Genomic DNA, 20,959 nt, shown 5'->3' with positions numbered 1-20,959 from the left:
CGGAGGCCGATTCAATTACGGACGCGCCGTGATCACCAAGGCTTGAATCTTGGCTTCGACCGGTCCGGATCCGTGACGCGTCCGGATCACCTCGGCGACGGCGTCAGTTGCAGCCTGAAACTTGCTGGCGTCTCTCGCCTCGATCTCGGAACGCAGCGGTGTGCCCTGGCAATAGGCGAACGCAACCTGTTCGGCCGTTGGCGCGCGACTTAGCGCAGGTCTCGTTTCGATCGATATGTCGCGGAAGCCTGCGCCTTCGAGATCTGCCTTGATGACGGCCTTGTCGTGATAGCCGTGCGGCGTCCGGGCCATGAAGCGGGGCGGATCATCGGGAAACAGCTTGCCGAGCGCCATCGTTACCTCGTGCGCGAACACATTCTCCTCGATGCGGTCCCAGACGTTGAACACGAACGTGCCGTTCGGCTTCAGCACGCGCCTTGCCTCCGCATATGCCTTGACGCGGTCCGGAAAGAACATCGCGCCGAACTGGCAGCAGACCACGTCGAACTCGGCATCGTCGAACGGCAAGGCCGATGCATCGGCCTGACGCCAGGAGATGCGGGGATCCCCAGCCTGGCGCTGCGCCGCGATTGCCAGCATCGGCTCGTTGAGATCGGTCGCAACGTAGCGGAAGTGGTGAGGCAGTGCGGCGGCCATGGCGCGCGTCACCGCACCGGTGCCCGCGGCAGTCTCCAGCAATGCCGAGGGAGAGAGCGCCGCTACGCGCCTTGCGATATCGTCGGCGAAATCGGAGAAGATCAGCGGAACGAAATAGGTGTCGTAGATCCCGGGAATGGAGCCGGCGAAAACCTTATCGGCATCGGACATGGTCGCCTCGCTGAAGGTCCGGACTTTCAGCGACAGGATAGCACATGGCAAGCGAAAGCGGCGGTTGATCCGCACTGTGCGCCGCTCATTGGCCGCAAACTCCTTGGAGCCGAGCCGCTATCGTTCGGGCGCGAGCGCCCGGCCGATCAAATGGTCGAGCGAGACGCGCCCCGGCCCGTAGGCCATGATGCCGAGGGCCATCGCCGCCCAGGTGATATGCACCGGCCAGCCGTCGGGCACGGTAAGTTCGACGATGACAGTCATGAACAATAGCCCGAGCGCGGCGAAGCGCGTGCCAAGACCGAGGATCAGCAGAATTGGAAACATGATCTCGCCGCAGCCCGACAGGAAGGCCATCACCGTCGGCGCGGGATAATGATAGGGGCCGCCCGGGAGGTGCAGCATGAATTCGTCGCTGAACAGCGTCACTGCGGTGTCGTTCAGCCTGAGGAAGCCGTCCCATTTGAGAATGCCGGAGCGCCAGAACGGCACGGCAAGTGCGAAGCGCAGCACGAGCTGCACGATCAATGGCGATGCGATGGTCTGCACCAGATGATTGGCCTTGTCGATGAGGAGCCCGAGCATCGGCAGGCTCCCGTCCGCCGACATGCGTTGATCCGCGATCATCCTGCGTCTCCAAAAGCAATCGAGGTGAATGCACCGGCTTCGATCAATCCGGCGATGTTCGAGGCGAGGTCGAAATCGGGCGCCGCGTCCAGCGCCGACGCGGCAGCCTCGCCGAGCGGCCGGCCCGACATCAGACTGGCCGCGAAGATCGCGCCGCCGGGCGGAAGGTGCCGGACGGTGACGTCGAATTCGGCGCGCGTGATCAATGCATCTTCCGGCGTCGAACCGTCGATGCGTTCGACCGGTGCGGTGTCGCGGTTGGCGGCGAATATCGTCACCGCCGAGAAGTGCGAGCGCACGATACCAGCGGCGGGGTGCGGCATAAAAACCAGGTCGGCCAGCCGATCCGGTGCGACCGCAGCGAGCTGTGCCGGCGACAACGGCGCGGCGTCCCGTGCGTGATAGGCGTCGAGCCAGCCACGTTCGATGCGGGCAACGTCGGCGAGCCAGGGCAGTTCGCGCGCATGTTCGTAGCTCTCGATGAACGCGGGAAAGTCGCGGCCATAGTCGAACAGCAGCGGCGAGGTCGGCAGCGACTTGCGGATGTGGCAGCGCGCCATGGCGCGGAAGAAATCGGGGCCGGTGATGCGCTGCACCGCCGGATAGATCGCGGCGAGCGCCTCGATCAGGCTGACCGTGACGTTGTTGCGGTAGACGTCGTAGCGCCGTCCGGCTGATCTGCCATCTCGGCCCGTGACGTCCGGCGGCGCAGGTCGTGTTGGATCGAGCAGCCCCCGCGCGAAAGCCGTGGCAAAAGCCTGGTTCTGCTCAAGCGGCATGACGGTCTGCCGGCAGCGTGCTGGATGCGCCACGGTCGAGGATCACTTGCGCGGCCGCGGCTTCCGCTTGCAGGACCGGCCAATCGGGAATCTTGCTGTCCCATTCGATCAGCGTTGGCACCGGGCCGCGACGCCCGATGACGATTTCGAACAGCGTCCACACGGCGTCGGCGACCGGGCCGTCATGGCTGTCGATCAGGAGCAGCGCGCCGTCGTCGTCCGCCTGTTCGGCATGTCCGGCGAGATGAATTTCCGCGACATGCGACAGCGGAAAGTCCGCCAGATAGTCCAGGGCTGAAAATCCGTGATTGGCCGCGGAGACGAAGACGTTGTTGACGTCGAGCAGCAGCCCGCAGCCGGTGCGCTGCGCGACGCCGCGGATGAAGTCCGTCTCGCTCATGGTCGAGCCGCGGAACGCGACATAGGTCGACGGGTTCTCCAGCAGGATCGGGCGCCGGATCGCCTCCTGCACCTCATCGATGTGATCGCAGACGCAGCGCAGCGTCGCCTCTGTATACGGCAGCGGCAGAAGATCGTTGAAGAAGCTGGTCTCATGCGTAGACCAAGCCAGATGTTCGGACACCAGCGCCGGCTGGTAGCGCGCGACCAGGCTGCGAAAGCGTGCCAGATGCGCCTTGTCGAGCGGCTGCGGGCCGCCGATCGACATGCAGACGCCGTGCAGCGAAAGCGGATGGTCGCGGCGGATCGCTTCCAGCGCGCGATGCGGTGGGCCGCCCGCCCCCATGTAGTTCTCGGCATGGACCTCGAAGAAGCCGCGCTGCCGGCCGGCTTCGAGGATGGCCGCAAGATGCTCGGGCTTGAAGCTCGTCCCGGCGACGCCGCCGATCGGAGCGGGAAAGCGGAGAGGCACGGCCGTGGACGCATTTGTCTTGGTTGCCATGGTCATCGTGCTCCTCCGCTCCCGCCCCTGTTTGTCGCGATGTGCCAGCTAGCCGCGTTACACCGGCTTGAGCGAGCCCTTCTTGCCGTTCGGCAGCTCGATACTGGTGCAGGTGCCGCCCTGCACGAACTTCCACGCGTTGCCCTGGAAGTTGGTGGTCGAGGTGCCCTGGCAGGTGGTGCCCGGTCCCGCCGCGCAATCGTTCTGGCCCTTCAGCGCGACGCCGAAGCATTTTTCCTTCTTGGCAGCCACCGCGGCGTCCCCCTCGGCCTTGGTCAGCGGTGCGGCGACGGCCAGCGTCGCGAGCGCGGTGCTGACGGCGCCGGCGAGAACGAACGCAGTGACGGTATGCTTTGCAGACATCGAATATCTCCTCTGGGGATTGCATCGCACTGTGGGCGATGAGCGCATCGTCTCCTTCGTTCGCCCGCGGACTGCGTTACTGCGCAGGCCGCTCACGACTTCGTGAGACCGTTGGGTGCGGCGCACAGGCTGTGCGCTTGGGCCCGGATTAGCCGGCAAGCGGCCGCGTAAATCCAATGCCTTGGCGCTATCGAGACCTTAGCCGGAGAGCATTGGAGGCCGCGGGCTTTGCCTGCGAGACGTAACGAACGCGGGCGGCGTCGCGTAGAACGATACCGGGTGGTTTGGCCAGTTCCGGCTGGGCCGGAGAGCGGAAACAGCGATGAACGTCTTTCCCGGACGGCAGCTTGATGCGCTCGCCAGGTTGACGGTCAGCATCCGCCTTGCGGTCTCGGCGCTGGTGCTGACCGCTATCCTGCTCACCGCCGCGCTCTCCAGCCTGCTCTGGTGGCGCACGGCAGAGGCGACCAGCCGCCAGCTCGCCTCGACCATCAACGAGCAGATCGTCGCCGCCGTCCGCAAGGAGGTCGCGGCCATCGTTGCTGAGGCGCACGCTGCGCACACTGCGATCCGCACGCTGTTCCTCCAGAATGTGCTCGACACCCGCGAAGCCGACAAGCGCGAGTTCGTGTTCCTGTCGCAATTGCAATCGCAGGCCACCATCTCCTGGGTCGCCTTCGGCTGGCCGGATGGCTCTTTCTTCGCCGCCCACAAGCTTGGCGACGGGCATCTGGAGATGATGGAAATCTCGCTCACGGATCACCCGGGCCAGCGCCGCGTCGACGAATATGACGTGGTCCCCGGCGATATCGAATTTGCCAGCCGCCGTTTCGAGCCGACCGGCTTCCGCGTCGCAGAGCGCAGCTGGTTCAAGACCGGCATCGCCGCAAGCGGTCCACAATGGTTCCGCGTGGCCGAGCATCCGATCGGCGAGCGCCCGTCGATCGCCTTTGCCGGTCCCATCGATGTCTACCAGGAGCGCCAGGGTGTCCTGGCAATCATCATCGAATACACCAGGCTCGCGCGGTTTCTTTCCCAGCTCGAGGTCGGCCGCACCGGCGCCGCTTTCATCCTGGACGACGGCGGCGAGCTCGTCGCCGCACCCGACAAGGACGCCGACGAATTGCACGCTGCCCATGGCGAGCAGCAGCTGCTGCCGCTGGCGCAGATGGCGCTTGCGACTGCCGGCGGCAAGGGGCGCACGGAGGCGTGGCGAGGCCGGCTCACCGCGAACCACGCGGCTTATGAAGTCGCGCTGACGCCGCTGCCGTTTCCGGGCTGGTCGCTTGCCACTGTCATTCCCGAGGCCGAGTTCCTCGGTCCGGTCGAGACGACGCTGCGGCGCCTGATCGCCGGTCTCGCTGTCGGCGCGGTACTTGCGGCCGTGGCTTCCGCGATGCTGGCGCGGTCGGTGATCGCTGCGCCGCTCTCCCGCGTCGTCGGCGAGCTCCGTCATGTCGAGACCTTTGCGCTGGAGCAGGTGCGGCGTCATCCGTCGCGGTTGAAGGAAATCGCGAGCCTGTCCGGCGCGATCGCCGAGATGGCGGCAGGGCTCTCCGCGTTCCGAAAGTTCATTCCGGCCGACCTCGTCCGCTCGCTGCTGCGCCAGGGCGTCGAAGCCAAGCCGGGCGGCGCCATCCAGGAGCTCAGCGTGATGTTCGTCGACATCGCCGGCTTCACCGGCCTGTCGGAGCGGATGGGCGATCGGGTCGTGCCGCTGCTGTCGCGCTATCTCGACCTCGCCTCGGAAGCCGTCGTCGCCAATGGTGGCACCATCGACAAGTTCATTGGCGACGCCGTCATGGCATTCTGGGGCGCGCCTCGGCCGCAGCGCGATCATGCGCTGTCATGCTGCCGTGCCGCGCTCGACTGCCAGAGGGCGATCGCGCAGTCCGGCCTTGCCAACGATCTCGGCCATGCCCTCCAGATCCGCATCGGCATCAATTCCGGTCGCATGCTGGTCGGCAATATCGGATCGGAGCTGCGCCTGAACTACACCGTGATCGGCGACGCCGTGAACGTTGCTAGCCGGCTCGAGGGCGCCAACAAGTCCTATGGCACGCAAATCCTGATCGGCGAGGCAACCGAACGCCTGGCTCGCGGCGCCATCCTCGCGCGCGAGATCGACAGCATCGCGGTGTACGGGCGTGAGGAGGGATTTTCGGTCTACGAACTGGTCGGGATTGCCGGGGAGGAAAGCAGCGAGGAGACCGGCTGGATCGGGCGCTACGAACAGGGTCTCGCCAACTATCGCGCACGCCGGTTTGCCGCAGCGCTGGCCGATTTCGAGGCCGTGCTGAAGCAGCGCGGCCACGATCGGCCGGCCGAGCTGATGCGCGAGCGTTGCCGGCAATTGGCGGAGGTCGCGCCCAATGCGGCCTGGCGGCCGGTCGCCGCGCTGACGAAGTAGCCGCGAGTCGATATTCGGGAGCCGTTTGCGCAATCATGGCAAATGCCTTGGCAAAGCCGATTCGTCACGCGCATGATGCGCGGGCGCTATCGGCGCCACACACCTTTCCGGACGGTCTCCAACACATGAAAACCACGCTGCTGAAGCCTGAGAACTACACCCGCTCGGCTTGGAAGAACGGCGGCGGCGTCTTCACCGATATCGCCGATGCCCATCGCGCCGATGCGGCGGCGAAGGATTGGGACAGCCTGCTCTGGCGCTTCGCCGCGACGCCGATCGTGTCGCCCGGCCCCTTTTCCTACATGCCCGGCATCGACCGCTTGCAGATGGTCGTCGGCGGGCGCGGGCTGGTGCTCAAGGCGCAGGACCGCGAATTCGACGAGCGCGAGCCGTTCACGGCCGTGCGCTTCACCGGCGAGCTCGCGATCGTGACCGAGCTCGAGGCCGGTCCGGTCGAGGTCGTGAACTTGATGGCGCGGCGCGGTGCAGTCGAGATCGAGCTTTCGGCGCGTACCGAGCCCGGCGATCGGCGCTTGTCCGCCGGCACGCATCTCGTTTACGCGGCCTGCGGCGATTGCAGCATCCGTCTCGATGGTGCGGAGCTTGCGATTCCCGATAAATCTACGCTGAAGGTGGAGCTGACCAGGCCCTCGCAGCTCACGCTGGTCTTGGGCCTGGCGGTGCTGGCGTCGATCGAGATCGTCGGCTAAGCCGCAATCTTGCTCCTACGCGGTTAGCCCGGTGCGCACAATCCGTGCAGTTGGCTAGGTTGACGCCGTACGCCCGGAACACGATATGTCCCCCGATGCAGACCGCCGCCAAGAGGCCGGATATGAACGCGCCGCCGAACACCAATTCCGTCACCACGCCTCCCGGCGGCGACGTCGTCGACTGGCTGACCAACGGCACGCGCGACGAGCGCTTCATCGACAATATCTTCGCCGAGATGTGCATCCGGCTGCAGCAGGCCGGCATTCCGCTCAAGCGTTCGACGCTTCATGTCCTGATCCAGCACCCGCAATGGCTCGGCGCCCGCATCATGTGGTCCGACGGCATGCGCGAGGCGGAGATCGCGCGGGTCGACTACGATGTCAGGGAGCGGTCGGAATATATCGGCAGCCCGGCCAATGAAATCCACGACGGTGCAACCGAGCTGCGCGAAAACCTCGAACAGGATTCCTCGCTCGGCCGCAAGCACGCCATCTATGACGAGATGCGCGCGAAAGGCCTGACCGACTATGTGGCCTGGCCGCTCTACCATACGCTCGGCAAGCGGCACATCGTCACCTTCGCGACCGACCGGCCCGGCGGCTTTGACGACGCGCATATCGCGGGCTTGAAGCGCGTGTTGCCGGTGCTGGCGCTGGTCAGCGAGATCCGCGTCAAGAACCGGCTGGCGCGAACCCTGCTGGAGACTTATGTCGGCTCCCATGCCGGCGAGCTCATCCTGGCCGGCGCTACCCGCCGCGGCACCGGAACCACGGTGCGCGCCGCGATCATGATCTGCGATCTGCGCGATTTCACGAAGATCTCCGACAACTGGCCGCGCGACGACGTGATCGATCTCCTCAACGACTATTTCGACGCGATGTCCGAGCCGATCGCGCGCCATGGTGGCGAAATCCTGAAATTCATCGGCGACGGCCTGCTGGCTATTTTCCCGCTCAGCCAGCCCAACGCCTGCGCCAATCTGCTGCATGCCGTGACCGAAGCGCGCCGGGCCATGGTCGCCCTCAACGAAAGGAACAGTGCGACCAGCCGCGCGCCGCTGAACTACGGCATCGGCGTCCACGTCGGCGACGTCATGTACGGCAATATCGGATCCAGCACCCGGCTCGACTTCACCGTCATCGGCCCCGCCGTCAACATGGCCTCGCGGCTCGAAGCCCTCACCAAGCAATTGGGAAAGACGGTGCTGCTGTCGCGCGCGTTTGCTGAGCTGGTCGAGCGGGAGTTCGAGCTGGAGCGCGTCGGCGAATACGAGGTGCGCGGGTTCAGCGAAGCGATCGAGCTGTTTGCGTATCAGGGCTGAAGACGCGATCGGTCGTTGAGGTGCGAAGCGCGGCCGCACCTGCTCAACGAATGGTTTCTTAAGTGTCTGACGTCGCTTCACGCCGCGCCGAGTCGCCTGGCGCAGACCTCATGCGGCGAGGCGTGGCTTCTGGACTACAGCCAAATTGCCCAGAGCCGACTAAGCCTAAGCTCCGTTTCAACGAGAACTTAGGAAACAAAAAATCATGAAGAAGCTTTTTGCGACACTGGCCGCGACCACGGCGCTGGTCTCCGCTGCGTCGGCAGCCGACCTTGCGGCGCATTACACCAAGGCGCCCGTGGCCGCGCCGATCACCGATTGGACCGGCGTCTATCTCGGCGTTTCGGCTGGCGGCGTCTGGGGCACAAACGAGTGGTCCTCTGACGAGTCCCCTCCTTATCGGCCGGGCTCGTACAACACTTCGGGCTGGACCGCCGGCGGCATCGTCGGTGCCAACATCCAGGTGCGCAACACGGTGCTCGGTGTGGAATTCGACGGCAACTGGGCTGACGTGTCTGGTTCCAAAACTATCGGAACACCGTTCAACGGGCTTGGCAACAATATCGCGTCGATCGACAACAAGATCGACTGGACGGCGCATGCGCGCGCTCGCCTCGGATATTCGTTCGGCAACTGGCTGCCGTTCGTCGCCGGTGGTGCCGCGATTGCCGGCGTGCATGACAAGCTGAACCTCATTGCGCCCGTCGTGTTCAATGGCGCGGTCTATCCTGCTTACAGCAACAGCGCCACCCGCGTCGGCTTCACGGTCGGCGGCGGCATCGATTTCAAGGTGACGCCGAACGTGATCGTCCGCGGCGAATATCTCTATGACAATTTCGGCAACACCACCGGCCGTCTCGGAGCGCCGACGTTCAACACCGAGGCCTTCACGCTCGATACGCATACGGTCCGCGCGGCCCTCATGTACAAGTTCGACTGACGCTGACCACCCGTTTCCAGTCAACTCAGCCCGGTCTCGCCAGAGGCCGGGCTCTTTTCATTGCGGGCAGGAGGCAATGACTGGCCCAGGACGCGCGATATCAGGGATCGCGATGCGAACAGAGGCGACAGCCGCCGGCAAATCTCCGGTCGGGAGTCCTGTTGCCAACGCAGGATTGTATGACTACGCTTTACCCCAGAGCATGATCCGGAAAAGTGCGCAGTGGTTTTCCGAAAAGATCATGCGCAAACAACACCTAAAGACGTTGCTGCAATCGGCCGCAAATTCATGCCAAAATTCCTTCGCATCGGCATCCATCAGTCGAACGTGTCCGGATACACGTCGAAGGCATGGTGTGTCAGGCGCGTCGGCTCGGCGGTGTTCCTGAAGTGGGGCGCCGTGGAGGTCCTTGGAGCGGGAGACGGACGGAAGGTCTACTGGACGCGTCTGCCGCAGGAGAAAACTATTCGTTGTGGCACCGCGCAGCGCGCCCAGGATTATGCAAAAGCCGCAATCGCGCGGCGGCGCAACCATCGCTATGAACCGCTGGTGGGACCCATCGCGATGCGGCGGCGGTCCGCCGGCAGTAGCGCCGATCTCAAACAGGTGCTCGCCACCATCCTGATCGTCGATATCGTCCGCTCCACCGAAAAAGCAGCAAAGCTCGGCGATGCCCGCTGGTCGCAGGTGATGGGTCACTATTACGCCGCCGTCCGCAAGGAGCTGAAGAGTTCGCGCGGCAAGGAAGTGGTGACGACGGGGGACGGCCTGCTCGCGACGTTCAAGGCGCCGGCGGCCGGCATCAGTTGCGCCACCGCGATCCAAAAGGCCGTGCGTACGCTGGGGCTCGAGATCAGGGTCGGGCTGCACGCGGGCGAATACAAGGTGAGTGGCGGCGAGGTGGTCGGTCTCGCGTTCCACATCGGCACGCGCGTCGCCGCCAAAGCGCGTGCCGGCGAAGTCCTGGTCTCGAGCGCGGTCAGGGATTTGCTGGTGTCCAAGTCTGAATTCTCGAAGTCTGAAATCTCGAAGTCCGACATCCGCTTCAGGGATCACGGCGTGCATCAGCTCAAGGGCGTGCCGGAGCGATGGCGGCTGTACCGGGTGGAGCATTGAGGGAGTGCAAGAGGGACTCTACCGGGCTTTAGGTGGAAGCGGCTGCGGATCGAGCATGACGTGAGAAGTCTTTGAATTGATCGACGTCGGATTGGGTGTGATCCTGGATCCGCGAGATGCTGTCCAGCCTCATTGGATTGTTTGAAACAATGATGATTGATTCTTCGCCTCAGAGTCCCTTTTCCCAGTATGGCACCCGCCCAATCCGTCGCGCCAAATGATCGACAAAGGCGCGCACTTTTGCGGACATCAGACGGTTGCTGGGATAGACGGCGTAGATCGTGCTCGCCGGTGGCTCGCATCCCGGCAAGATGCGCGTCAACGTCCCGGACCGTAGCTCATCTCCCACCGCCCAACTCGGCAAGAGTGCGATGCCAAGGCCCTGCAAGGCCGCGATCCGCAGGATATCAGCGCTGTTGCTGCGCAGGAGCCCGCGAGCCGCAATCCTGTGCTCGCCCTTGGCGCTGACAAGATGCCACTCATCCCCCCACGGCATAAGGCTCATGCCGAAACACACGTGGCGCAAGAGGTCATCCGGAGCACGCGGCACTCCGCGCTTCTTCAGATAGGCCGGCGCAGCGCAAAGGACAAAGCGCGACGGCGCCAACCGACGCGCGACGAGCGGTGAATCCTTGAGCGTTCCTATGCGAATGGCGAGATCATGGCCCTCCTGCACCAGATCGACGTGCCTGGGCGAGAGCGAAATATCTATGGCGAGCTCCGGAAAGCGGGCAAGAAACTCGGGAATGGCCGGCGCAACGTGCATCGGGCCGAAGGTGTCGGGCGCGGAAATCGACAGTATCCCGCGCGGCTCACGCTGCAGCGCGTGCGCAGCCTGCTCGGCGAACTCCGCTTGCTCGACGATGCGAGCGCAATGCCGATAGTATGTCGCGCCGGCCTGTGTGAGCGAGAGTCGGCGCGTCGTACGCTGGAGCAATCGCACGCCGAGCCGTTCCTCGAGCCGCTGAACATGGGCGCTCGTGGCGGACTTCGAGATGTGCAAGCGGCGGGCGGCCGCCGAGAAGCTCCCCGCTTCCACTACCCGCACGAATGCTGCGACACCATCGAGTGGGTCCATCCCCCAATTGTTCTGTTTTCAGGATTATTTGTCCATGAATTTCCGTCTAATCGGCTGCAGCCCGCCGGCATATCTCGATGCGCATCGCAACCCGTTCAGTGGAGGACTGCCATGGACAGCGATTCAAACCGCGACTTGCCGCAATCGAGCCCGCTCTGGCGGGCGCCCGGCACGGGGCCCGCGCTCGACGTGCTCGGTGTGACGCATATCTACAAAGCGATGGCAAGCGATACCGGTGACCAATTCTCGATATGGGAATCCATCGTGCCGCCAGGCACCGGCGCGCCGGCGCACACGCATACGCGTGAGGACGAAGCCTTCTATGTCTTGAGCGGCGAAGTGCTGATCGAAGTCGAAGGCTCGGCAGGTCCGCTGCGTCTCGGCCCCGGCGGATTTCTCTTTGGCCCGCGCAACCGACGGCACGGCTATCGCAACACCGGCACTGTTCCGGCGCGCCTGCTGGTGTTCGCGATGCCGGGCGCCGGCCTCGATCGCATGTTCACAGCCTTTGACGCCGCCGGCAAAGGCTCCGCACAAATTCCGGCTTTCGACACGATTGCTGCAATTGCCGAGCAGTATGGCGTCGTGGTTCATCCGCCGGCCGGCTAGGAACGAAAGGCGCCGCGAGCGGCGCCGCTGCCTTTGGCGCCAGCCTGACGACCTGATCCTCGCCCGACTTGCTGCGGGCCCGGACCTCGACCTGATAGCCCTTGCCGAGCTTGTCGAAGTCTTGGCCGCCTTGCGGTCCTGGTCCGAGAGCTCGGCGAATTGCAGCACATGGGCGGCCATGTCGAGCAGTGCGGGAGTGCGAGAGGAAATCTACCTGGCTTTAGGCGGAAGCGGCTGCGGATTGAGCATGACGTGAGAAGCCTTTGAATTGATCGACGTCTCCACGCTCTGCCTTGGCGGCAGCGGGTGCGGATTGGGTGTGACGTTGGACCCGCGAGATGCTGTCCAGCCTCCGCTGGATTGTTTCCCGGAGACAATGATGATCGATTTTTCGGCGCCAGGCTGGCTGGTCCTCACGCTGGAGGCGTCCGCGACCACGATCGCCGAACCGTGCCCGGCTCTGGATATGTCGGATGCTTGTTGACCGTGCCCTGCGTCGGCAGCAAGGGCCACATTGCCCACGAGAACGGCTGACGACAGGATGGATACGAAAGAGAAGGACATGATCGGAATCCTGGGTTGTTGACGGGCCCAGGATACGAGGTTCGAACATTCGCGAATGCGATCTTGGTCACATTCGGCGAGAGACATCCGCGGCGCGCTCCGACCCTTCGCGGCGTATTCTCAATCTCCCCCCGTGCCTGGCCAGCAACGATCGATCAGCCTCCCGTCTTGCGTATGTAAATGGCTTGGCCGAGGAGCATGAGTGGAGTGCTCAGGAACATGAACACGATACCCAGCATGATCAATTGGTTGCGGAAAACCGAGCTTGCCGATTCTGCGGCCAGGAAGACGGAGGTACAAATGAGACCTCCTGCGGTGACTGAATAGAGCACGCTGAGGATTCTTGCGATCAGACTGAGTCGCCTCCACTCGGTTTCACGAGATTTGTCCCGATCGATGATCGTCTTCAGCTCCAGGCGCAGCGTATGGAGTTCGCTTTCGATTTCTGCCTGCGTCATCGATGCCCCTGCTCTATAAAGACGTGGCGCGCCGGTTCGCAAGCCGAGATCATGTCGGGCGACGGCGTCCAGGGGCAGTGGACAGGCTCAAGACAACGCGGTCAACGGCTCGAGCTCATCTGTCCCGCATCTTCGACAAGACGGGCACGCGCAAGCAAGCCGAGCTCGTGCGTCTTCTGATGCAAACCGCAAAGGCCCGCTTGACCCATACCGCGATTGCTGGGCGCCGCGGGGGCCAGCCATTGCCATGATCGCCGATCGCAAGCTACCGGCGACACTGCGGAGACGGCTCCCAATCTCGCCGCCAGATCGCCGCCTCGATTGAGTATTGCTTTCGTGCCGACCTTTTCCTCACGGCAGCGGCTCGACGTTCGCTATGACCCGCGCTCGTCGAGTTGCTGCAGGTAAAGGTCCACGCGATGCGGTCAGGGCGGGGACGCTTGGCATCGGCACCGCATCTGGCTGCAAACAATTCTCGGCGGTGTCTCACAGCTTGTTTCGGTTCTTGCTCGCTCCCCTCAATTTTGGAGCGTCCGGCGTCGATTTCACCCAATCTGCCATTTGCATGCAGGTGAGCAGGTCGACATAGCTGTCACTGCCGCCAGCCGTCGCTTCGCCTTCGCATCGGTTTCGAAGGCTGTCGGAGTTCGTGAGCCATACGGAATTAAGCTGTTGCAGCGCGGAATTTTCGTCGCGCATGCAATCGTCATAGGTCTGCGGCAGATCCAGGCCCATCGCCTTATCCGTGGCTACGGTAGCCCTGCATGTCGCCTCGACATTCAGTTGAGGGACGCGTTCGCTGACTGGAATGGTTGTTTGGCCGCCTATCATCGCCAAGAAAAGCAATACACTCTTCATGCAGAACTCCCCGGTTGAGATCTCACCGAAGCAATTTCATCGGATGACAATCGAGCGGGTATCGTATTGATTTGAATCAAAGGGAATTAATGGATTGTCTGCCCATCGAGAGCTTAACGGGCGCGGGCCCAATATGGAAGCTAGAATTTGTCAACCGCTCCGCTGAATGGCAGCGACTCTTACGTTCCGTGGTGGTTGCTGCCTCTAGTCATGGCGAGGAGCCGACTCGTTGAACGTTGAAAGTCCAGCGTTTGCCTTCAGAGACCGGAATGCGACAATTCGTTTCGTCACACTCGGCTCACTTCCACAACACGAACACCAAACGCGCTCCGAGGATTGAGTAGTTGAGAGCTCGAGAGATCTAGGGGCACAAAATAAAACACCATGGCTGGTTCTCGCCCTTCCGAAGTGCTATACTCAAGATGCTCGTGGAGGTAGTTGAAGCAAAACGCTTCTAAATCGTCCCTCAACTTCTGCCTTAGAACGAAGTAATTCCGGCACTGATAACGATTGCTGCAGACGCCGAGCGGCGGTTTTCTGCAAAATGACGCTGTATCCCTTTCTTGCGCCCCTTCTCGCATCTGACGCGAGAGTGCTTCGACGCGACCGATCAGTTTTTGCGAAACAGGAATGGAAAGCCATGCGCATCACACATCTGAATCATATTTTCGGCATGCTTGCCTTGGGCACAATCTTGGGCACAACGTTATACGCCGCCAACGCGGCGCTCGCCCAGAACGCGGCAGCGCCGCCTTCGATGAAGACGATCGGCACGCCATCTGGCGCAGCCAAACCCGAGATCGTGCCGTCGCTTTTTGTGCTCAACTCCCGAGGCGCGACGTTGCAAGGCGACACACTCATCCTGACCGGCGTCTCACCCAGTTCGATCATATTTGCCGACCGTCCGGTGCGGTCCGCGGGCCATCAGCCGACCGTTGACGTGATCGCGGAGTGGGGATCGGGCGACGACAGTTTCACCAAAAATCCTCCGAACGCGACCGTCTCCGCGCTGGGCAAGGACGGTTCGGTCAAGGACGCCGTCGTGGTCCTCAAGAATCCGAAGCTCGAGGGCGACAAGCTCACCTTCAATGTCCAAACCCTTGAAGGCGATCTTGCCGGCGCCGACGGTGGGGCTGCCGTCTTCATTGATATTATTGGCCGGCCGTTTACGCCGATGTCGTTTGCCGGCGTTGCACGCCGCTCTGCGTTTCGCGGCGCGATGTATGCCGGTGCCGTGGGCGCCGCCGCATATGGAGCTGCGTCCTATTATCCGTACGCGCGACCGGCGTGCGGCTACTACCCTTATCCGCCTTGCTACTAAGGAGCCGCGCGAAAGTTCGAACTACCTTATGGCATGGGCAGGCGGCGGGCGTTGCGGTTATGAGTATATGGCAATTTAGCAGGTTCGTCGCCGTAGGGCTCGATCAACCACAAAGCTGCAATTGATCCCCAGAACTCGATCGAGCAACGAAGGAGTATCGCAAAATGTTGACGAAGCGAGATCTACTTCGCTCCACCGCGGCAATCGCCGCCGGTGCCGCGATTGCCAGGCCAAGCCTCCTGATGGCGCAAAGCTACCCCGGCATCATCGAAGCCAAGGACATCGCCGAAGAAGGCTTTATCTACGGCTTACCACTCGTGATGAACTACGCTGTCATGAATGAGTTTGCGGTGGACACGAAGGGCAACCAGTTCAAGGCGCCTTTCAATCAGATCAAAAACCTGACGCATGTCGCAACGTACAAGGACACCGCGGTTATCACGCCCAACAGTGACACGCCTTACTCGATCCTCTGGACCGATCTGCGTGCAGAGCCAATCGTGGTCTCGGTGCCGGCGGTATCGAAGGATCGTTACTTTGCAGTGCAACTCACGGATGGCAACACCTATATTTTTGGCTACATCGGCAGCCGCACCACGGGCAACGAAGCGGGCGACTATCTCGTCGCCGGCCCGGACTGGAAGGGCCAAACACCCCCAGGCATCAAGAAGGTCTTTACGTCCTCGACGCCGTTTGCGTTCGTTAACTTCCGTACCCAGTTGTTCGACGCCGGGGATATGCCAAACGTGGAGCAGGTACAGGCCGGCTACAAGGCACAGCCGCTTTCGGCTTTCCTTAAGCGCGCCAGCCCGCCTGCCGCGCCGAAGATCGACTTCCTCCCCGCCACCACGGCCGGGATTAAGGACAACTTCTTCCAGTATCTCGACGCAGCCCTGCAATTCGTTCCTGAGACGCCAAGGGACAAGGCGATCCGCGCGAAACTTGCGAAGATTGGTATCGGCCCCGGCAAGACCTTCGATTTCAAGGAGTTGTCGCTCGAACACAAGGCCGAGATCCTGGTGGGCATGAAGCAAGGCGACGACAAGGTCGACAAATGGTTGGCCCGCGGAAATAAAATCATCAATGGCTGGAGCGTCGGCTCGTTCCTTGGTAGCGAGGCCTTCTACAACGGCGATTGGCTGATGCGGGCCGGGGGTGCGAAGGCCGGCATCTATGGCAACGATGCCCTCGAAGCAATGTACCCCTTTACCCGAACGGACGCGACCGGTGAGCTGCTCGATGGCAGCAAGCACAAGTACACAATCACATTCCCGCCTGGCCAGTTGCCGCCAGTGAATGCGTTTTGGTCCGTTACGATGTACGATGGCAAGAGCCAGCTCTTGGTCAAGAATCCGATCAATCGCTATCTCATCAACTCTCCGATGTTGCCGGCGATGAAAAAGAACGCGGACGGCTCGCTGACGCTGTACATTCAAAAAGAGAGCCCCGGTGCGGACAAGGAAGCAAATTGGCTTCCGGCGCCGGATGATAAGATCTATCTAGTGATGCGCCTGTATTGGCCAAAGCCCACGCCGCCGTCGATCCTGCCGGCGGGCGAAGGGACATGGCAGCCGCCCGGCATCAAGCGGGTCTGACGGTCGATAGGACTTCGACGCTGCGTCAGGACTGCAACAAAGAATGAAGCACCGTGAAACGCTACCTGAGATTGGCCAGCGCTATTCTTGCAGTGGCTGTCGACGAGGAGAGAGCGATGATACGCACGACGAGACTGCTTTGCACCACCGTTGCGGTGGTACTGATGAGCTTGGGCGCCGCTTCCGGACAGACCTACAAGATGACGACGCCTTTCGCATCGGGCGTCGCCGTGCCGGACAAGATCGATTCCTCGATCGGGACGCTGAACCTCAATTACGGCTACCCGTCAGCCGATACTGTTGAAAAAATCTACGACAACCTGGATCGTTCGCGGGCGCTCCAGGCTTATCTGCTGGCGATTCCGATCGTCAATCAGGCCGGCATGCGCGACTCGCTGCGCAAGTTCGGACCCGATAACCAGACCGACGTGATCTGGGAAAATCTACTTGGCCCGAAGACCGTAGCGCTGACCGGCAACGACAACACGATCTACAATTTCATGTGGGTCGACACGAGCAAGGGACCGCTGGTGGCCGAGATCCCGCCCAAGGTGCTGGGGATGGTCGACGACTTCTGGTACAAGTGGGTGGCCGACATCGGCATCACCGGGGCCGACAAGGGCGAGGGCGGCAAATACCTGCTGTTGCCGCCTGGATTCAAGGGCGACATACCTGCGGGGTATCACGTCCTGCGGCCGAGCACTTTCGGCAGCTACCTCGTATTTCGCGCTTTCCTAGTGGACGGTTCGACGGGGCCCGGGGTTGACTCGGTCAAGAAGAACCTGCGGATCTATCCCTTGGCCGAGGCCGCCAACCCGCCGCCGATGAAATTCGTCAATGCCTCCGGAATTCCATCGAACTTCGTCTCGCCGGGCGACTACTCGTTCTGGAGCCTGTTGAACCAGGTCATTCAGGAAGAGCCGGCGGACGGTTCCGATCCCACCACCTTGGGCCTGTTTGCCTCACTCGGCATCGTCAAGGGTCAGCCCTTCAATCCCGACGAGCGGATGAAGAAGATCCTCACCGACGCCGCCAACATCGGTGCCGTGACGGCGCGCACGATCGCCTTCAAAATTCGCCCGAAGGATGCATATTTCTATCCGGACAGTGCCTGGCGCCTGCCGTTTTTGGGCGGGTACAAGTTCGAGGTGGCGCCCGGTGTCAGCAACCTGGACGGTGCTGTCTTCTACTATTACTTCGCCATCGGCGTCACGCCGGCGATGGAGGAGAAGATGGTGGGTCGGGGCTCGCAATACCCCTGGTCGGTTCAGGATGCGAAGGGCAGTCCCTTTGATGGCGGCAACACTTACAAGCTGCGCCTGCCGCCAAGTATCCCGGTCAAGGATTTCTGGTCGGTCATCGCCTACGACAACCAGACCCGCTCGATGGTGCAAACCGATCAGCAAGCCCCAAGCGTCAGTAGCCAGAGTAAGGGCGTCAAGACCAATGCGGATGGCTCTGTGGATGTCTACTTCGGGCCGAAGGCTCCTACGGGAATGGAGAACAACTGGGTGCAGACGATTCCGGGCAAGGGCTGGTTCATGATCCTTCGCCTCTATGGTCCGCTGGAGTCATGGTTCGACAAGACATGGAGGCCGAGCGAGATCGAGTTCGTGAACTGAGCCCAGTCATGTTGATCATCCTCACCATCTATCTGGTCCTGCTGTGGCTCATCTTTTCGAGGCTCAAGCTGGTCAGACGCGGGTGGGTATCCGGCAGCGCGGCGGTACTGATCGGCGCGTTCATCCTGGCGGTCTTCATGGCGATGTTCAATTATCTCACGCCGTCCGGCAGCTTCGTCGTGATCTCGCGGGTGGTCGAGGTTGCGCCCAACGTCTCCGGTCAGGTGATTGCAATTCCTGTTCAGGCTAACGTGCCGGTGAAGACCGGCACCACACTCTTCAAGATCGATGCGGCGCCTTTCCAGTACAAAGTCGACCAGCTCAAGGCATCGCTGGCCGGAGCCAGGCAACAGGCCCTGCAACTCAAGGCCAGCTATGAGCAGGCGAGCGCGAATGTCGAGGGGCTGACCAAGCAACTCGCCTATCACAACAAGCGGCTCGCCGATTACGTCCGAATGGCAGCAGAAGACGCGCAAAGCGAGTTTCGATTGCAGGACACCCAGGTCCAGCAAGAGACGGTGCAATTCCAGCTGCAGGCCGCCAAGGCGGCGCAGCTGAACGCGCGGCTCGCGATGGATTCGGAAATCGGCGGTGTCAACACAAGCGTGGCGCAAATCCAGGCCCAGCTTGACCATGCCAAATGGGAGCTGGAGCAGACGACCATTCTCGCGCCCGGCGACGGCTACGTCACGGTTATGGCGCTGTCCGCCGGCGACCGCGCGACTCAGCTTAAAGCGGTCATGTCGTTCATTATCGCCGACCAGATCACCATCGTCGGCATGTTCTCGCCGAACGGATTCCGGACCATCAAGCCCGGGGCGGCGGTCAAGCTGGTTTTCGACAATGATCCCGGCCGCATCCACGCCGCGACGATCACGGGAATCCCCGAAGGCGTGGGGCAGGGCGAAATCGCCGTTTCCGGGACGCTGGCGCGGGTCGGCTCGATCGGCGGCGTCAAAGCTTATCCGGCCGTGATTTCCATACCGAAGGACGTCGATCGCAGTCAGCTCAGGCTCGGCATGCCCGGCACCGCGACAGTGTTTGCGGAGAACGCCGGCGTCATCGGCCTGATCATGTCGATTCTGGTCTGGGTTAGTTCGTATGCCGCATATCTTTGATGCCCAGCGATTGCCGATGTTGCGTTGCGATCGGGCGATGCTGCCTTGCTACAGGGACTTCAGGCAGCTTGTGCGCAACCCTTGTCGCGCGGGCCATCGGGGGCAAAGTGGGCGCAGCTTGATGTTCTTTCACTTGGAGCAGACAGATAACACACGACACATCCAAACCAAAATGCTGCAAACGAAAATCCCTGCGTTGGCCGAGCCCTCGACCGAAAGCGGCGATAGTCATTGAGTGCACTGTCACCGTAATCTCTGGTCGGGGCCCTCGTGCTCGCCCGCGCCGTGAACGATCCGAAGCTATCGGATGATATTCTTCGTGCGACGAGAAGGGCGCTGGCCGGGTGATGCTCACGGATATTCGAACCCGCAAAAAGCGGCCGAGCCGTTGAGTGCATTGCCACCGTCATCCCGGTTATTGCTATTTCTCGACGGCACCCGACCAGTCCTTGAAGCCGCCGACGTTGTAGACTTTCTCGTATCCCATATCCTTCAGCAACTTGCCGGCCAGCGCCGATCTGCCGCCGGACGCGCAGTAGAGAATCACAGTCTTGGTCTTGTCGAACGCCTTATCGTGATAGGGCGACTCGGGATCCGCGCGAAACTCCAGCATGCCTCGAGAGACATTCACGGCGCCCGCGATCTTGCCGCCGGCGGCGACTTCCGGTGCGTCGCGAACGTCGACCACGAGCGTGTTGCCGCTCCTGATCATCTCGGCCGCCTGTTCCGACGTGATCTTGGGCACTGCCGCGTTCGCGGCTTCGAGCATTTGCTTGACGCTGATTGCCATTGGTTCTCTCCGTTGCTGCTCCCAGCATCAGGATAGCACATCGATTTGTGCTTCGCTCCTCCTGTCGGTGGAGGTCGAGCCCTGGTCCTGTCCATAGACCGGATTTACGGTAACAGTGCACTCAATTTCTTCGAACCTGCGAAAGCGGACTCATTGAGTGCACTGGAACCGTAATCCCGGTACGCCTAGCCGGCAAGGGTCGATCCGCCGCGCGTCTTGCGTGTGTAAATGGCTTGGCCAAGGAGCATGAGTGGAGTGCTCAGGAACATGAAAACGATACCCAGCATGATCAATTGGTTGCGGAAAACCGAGCTTGCAGAGTCTGCGACCAGGAAGACAGAGGTACAAATGAGACCTCCAGCGGTGACTGAATAGAGCACGCTGAGGACTCTTGCGATCAGGCTGAGGCGCCTCCACTCGGTTTCACGAGATTGGTCCCGATCAATGATCGTCTTCAGTTCCAGGCGCAGCGTATGGAGTTCGCCTTCGATTTCTGCCTGCGTCATCGATGCCCCTGCTCTGTAAAGACGTGGCGCGCCGGTTCGCAAGCCGAGATCATGTCGGGCGACGGCGTCCAGGCAGCAGTGGACCGACTCAAGTCAACAGGGTCAACGGCTCAAACTCATCTGTCCCGCATCTTCGACAAGACGGGCACGCGCAAGCAAGCCGAGCTCGTGCGCGTTCCGATGCAAACCGCGAGAGGCGCTCGGTCGTCAACTCAACATCACCTCACCCCCGTGCCTTTGCATCGCTGGCACTTCACCACCTTGTCGCCCTTCTTGAGCAAGCCTTTGCCCTCACAATTTTTGCATTTCTGTTTCTTCTTTATGTTCGGGCCTTTTTCACTGACCATGAAATTCTCCTGCCGCTAGAGAGCGGTCAACTGGCGCTTTGGATAGGTTTGGTTCGGCGACGGCGATGGTCGATAATCGTAACCGGTATGAGCTCCC

The 20,959-nt window shown here is 62.0% G+C and carries 22 protein-coding genes; 11 read left to right on the top strand and 11 right to left on the bottom strand.

Annotated elements, in window-relative coordinates; translation table 11 throughout:
* Positions 1-15: 15 nt before the first annotated feature.
* The 5 genes from FXV83_RS13395 to FXV83_RS13375 all read right to left on the bottom strand — a co-directional run bounded on the left by FXV83_RS13395 (position 16) and on the right by FXV83_RS13375 (position 3,498).
* A complete protein-coding gene (locus tag FXV83_RS13395) occupies positions 16-828 on the bottom strand; it encodes a class I SAM-dependent methyltransferase (protein ID WP_148739647.1) in 813 nt (270 codons plus the stop codon).
* A 117-nt stretch (positions 829-945) separates the two neighbouring features.
* Positions 946-1,455, bottom strand: coding sequence for a DoxX family protein (locus tag FXV83_RS13390; RefSeq protein ID WP_148739646.1), 510 nt, complete (start codon positions 1,453-1,455; stop codon positions 946-948).
* On the bottom strand, positions 1,452-2,234 hold the full coding sequence (locus tag FXV83_RS13385; RefSeq protein ID WP_148739645.1) for an HvfC/BufC N-terminal domain-containing protein: 783 nt from the start codon (positions 2,232-2,234) through the stop codon (positions 1,452-1,454). The genes FXV83_RS13390 and FXV83_RS13385 overlap by 4 nt, the downstream gene beginning before the upstream one ends.
* Positions 2,224-3,141, bottom strand: a complete 918-nt coding sequence (gene bufB, locus FXV83_RS13380; RefSeq protein ID WP_430648935.1) for an MNIO family bufferin maturase — start codon at positions 3,139-3,141, stop codon at positions 2,224-2,226. Before bufB ends, FXV83_RS13385 begins: the two co-directional genes overlap by 11 nt.
* Before the next feature lie 51 nt (positions 3,142-3,192).
* Positions 3,193-3,498: a BufA1 family periplasmic bufferin-type metallophore gene (locus FXV83_RS13375; RefSeq protein ID WP_148739643.1), complete on the bottom strand. Its 306-nt coding sequence runs from the start codon at positions 3,496-3,498 to the stop codon at positions 3,193-3,195.
* 322 nt (positions 3,499-3,820) lie between these two features.
* On the opposite strand from FXV83_RS13375, the gene FXV83_RS13370 reads away from it, so the two are divergent.
* The 5 genes from FXV83_RS13370 (at position 3,821) to FXV83_RS13350 (ending at position 9,996) form a co-directional block, all read left to right on the top strand.
* The gene (locus FXV83_RS13370; protein WP_148739642.1) at positions 3,821-5,908 is read left to right on the top strand and encodes an adenylate/guanylate cyclase domain-containing protein; all 2,088 of its coding nucleotides are present in this window, start codon (positions 3,821-3,823) and stop codon (positions 5,906-5,908) included.
* 125 nt (positions 5,909-6,033) lie between these two features.
* Entirely contained in the window at positions 6,034-6,618 is a 585-nt protein-coding gene (locus FXV83_RS13365; protein ID WP_187435871.1) for a HutD/Ves family protein, read from the top strand.
* A 122-nt stretch (positions 6,619-6,740) separates the two neighbouring features.
* On the top strand, positions 6,741-7,940 hold the full coding sequence (locus FXV83_RS13360; RefSeq protein ID WP_187435870.1) for an adenylate/guanylate cyclase domain-containing protein: 1,200 nt from the start codon (positions 6,741-6,743) through the stop codon (positions 7,938-7,940).
* A gap of 205 nt (positions 7,941-8,145) precedes the next feature.
* Complete coding sequence (locus tag FXV83_RS13355) at positions 8,146-8,880, top strand: outer membrane protein (protein WP_148739639.1); 735 nt, start codon at positions 8,146-8,148, stop codon at positions 8,878-8,880.
* A 288-nt stretch (positions 8,881-9,168) separates the two neighbouring features.
* On the top strand, positions 9,169-9,996 hold the full coding sequence (locus tag FXV83_RS13350) for an adenylate/guanylate cyclase domain-containing protein (RefSeq protein ID WP_148739638.1): 828 nt from the start codon (positions 9,169-9,171) through the stop codon (positions 9,994-9,996).
* Between the two features lie 169 nt (positions 9,997-10,165).
* On the opposite strand, the gene FXV83_RS13345 is transcribed toward FXV83_RS13350, so the two are convergent.
* Positions 10,166-11,074 (bottom strand): LysR family transcriptional regulator, encoded by a 909-nt coding sequence (locus tag FXV83_RS13345; protein ID WP_148739637.1) that lies wholly within the window; start codon positions 11,072-11,074, stop codon positions 10,166-10,168.
* Between the two features lie 111 nt (positions 11,075-11,185).
* Between FXV83_RS13345 and FXV83_RS13340 the strand changes: the two genes are divergently transcribed.
* Positions 11,186-11,683 carry a cupin domain-containing protein gene (locus FXV83_RS13340; protein ID WP_187435869.1) on the top strand — a complete coding sequence of 166 codons (498 nt, stop codon included), beginning with the start codon at positions 11,186-11,188 and terminating at the stop codon, positions 11,681-11,683.
* A gap of 210 nt (positions 11,684-11,893) precedes the next feature.
* On the opposite strand, the gene FXV83_RS13335 is transcribed toward FXV83_RS13340, so the two are convergent.
* The 3 genes from FXV83_RS13335 to FXV83_RS13325 all read right to left on the bottom strand — a co-directional run bounded on the left by FXV83_RS13335 (position 11,894) and on the right by FXV83_RS13325 (position 13,563).
* Positions 11,894-12,247: a hypothetical protein gene (locus FXV83_RS13335; protein ID WP_148739635.1), complete on the bottom strand. Its 354-nt coding sequence runs from the start codon at positions 12,245-12,247 to the stop codon at positions 11,894-11,896.
* 155 nt (positions 12,248-12,402) lie between these two features.
* The gene (locus tag FXV83_RS13330; protein WP_148739634.1) at positions 12,403-12,705 is read right to left on the bottom strand and encodes a hypothetical protein; all 303 of its coding nucleotides are present in this window, start codon (positions 12,703-12,705) and stop codon (positions 12,403-12,405) included.
* A gap of 486 nt (positions 12,706-13,191) precedes the next feature.
* Positions 13,192-13,563 carry a hypothetical protein gene (locus FXV83_RS13325; protein WP_148739633.1) on the bottom strand — a complete coding sequence of 124 codons (372 nt, stop codon included), beginning with the start codon at positions 13,561-13,563 and terminating at the stop codon, positions 13,192-13,194.
* Between the two features lie 673 nt (positions 13,564-14,236).
* Between FXV83_RS13325 and FXV83_RS13320 the strand changes: the two genes are divergently transcribed.
* The 4 genes from FXV83_RS13320 to FXV83_RS13305 all read left to right on the top strand — a co-directional run bounded on the left by FXV83_RS13320 (position 14,237) and on the right by FXV83_RS13305 (position 19,219).
* Positions 14,237-14,884, top strand: coding sequence for a hypothetical protein (locus FXV83_RS13320; RefSeq protein WP_347341051.1), 648 nt, complete (start codon positions 14,237-14,239; stop codon positions 14,882-14,884).
* Positions 14,885-15,048: 164 nt separating this feature from the next.
* The gene (locus tag FXV83_RS13315) at positions 15,049-16,479 is read left to right on the top strand and encodes a DUF1254 domain-containing protein (RefSeq protein ID WP_148739632.1); all 1,431 of its coding nucleotides are present in this window, start codon (positions 15,049-15,051) and stop codon (positions 16,477-16,479) included.
* Positions 16,480-16,595: 116 nt separating this feature from the next.
* Positions 16,596-18,101 carry a DUF1254 domain-containing protein gene (locus FXV83_RS13310; protein ID WP_148739631.1) on the top strand — a complete coding sequence of 502 codons (1,506 nt, stop codon included), beginning with the start codon at positions 16,596-16,598 and terminating at the stop codon, positions 18,099-18,101.
* Positions 18,102-18,109: 8 nt separating this feature from the next.
* Positions 18,110-19,219: an HlyD family secretion protein gene (locus tag FXV83_RS13305; protein WP_148739630.1), complete on the top strand. Its 1,110-nt coding sequence runs from the start codon at positions 18,110-18,112 to the stop codon at positions 19,217-19,219.
* A gap of 421 nt (positions 19,220-19,640) precedes the next feature.
* On the opposite strand, the gene FXV83_RS13295 is transcribed toward FXV83_RS13305, so the two are convergent.
* Together FXV83_RS13295 and FXV83_RS13290 are read right to left on the bottom strand one after the other, a co-directional pair.
* On the bottom strand, positions 19,641-20,009 hold the full coding sequence (locus tag FXV83_RS13295) for a rhodanese-like domain-containing protein (protein WP_148739629.1): 369 nt from the start codon (positions 20,007-20,009) through the stop codon (positions 19,641-19,643).
* Between the two features lie 185 nt (positions 20,010-20,194).
* The gene (locus FXV83_RS13290; RefSeq protein WP_148739628.1) at positions 20,195-20,515 is read right to left on the bottom strand and encodes a hypothetical protein; all 321 of its coding nucleotides are present in this window, start codon (positions 20,513-20,515) and stop codon (positions 20,195-20,197) included.
* A 51-nt stretch (positions 20,516-20,566) separates the two neighbouring features.
* On the opposite strand from FXV83_RS13290, the gene FXV83_RS42620 reads away from it, so the two are divergent.
* On the top strand, positions 20,567-20,881 hold the full coding sequence (locus tag FXV83_RS42620; protein WP_187435868.1) for a hypothetical protein: 315 nt from the start codon (positions 20,567-20,569) through the stop codon (positions 20,879-20,881).
* Positions 20,882-20,959: the final 78 nt, after the last annotated feature.

Source organism: Bradyrhizobium hipponense (genome assembly GCF_008123965.1).
GTDB classification, from domain to species: domain Bacteria; phylum Pseudomonadota; class Alphaproteobacteria; order Rhizobiales; family Xanthobacteraceae; genus Bradyrhizobium; species Bradyrhizobium hipponense.
Note: the sequence above shows the minus strand (reverse complement) of the source record. Positions and strands in the feature narration are given on the sequence as shown.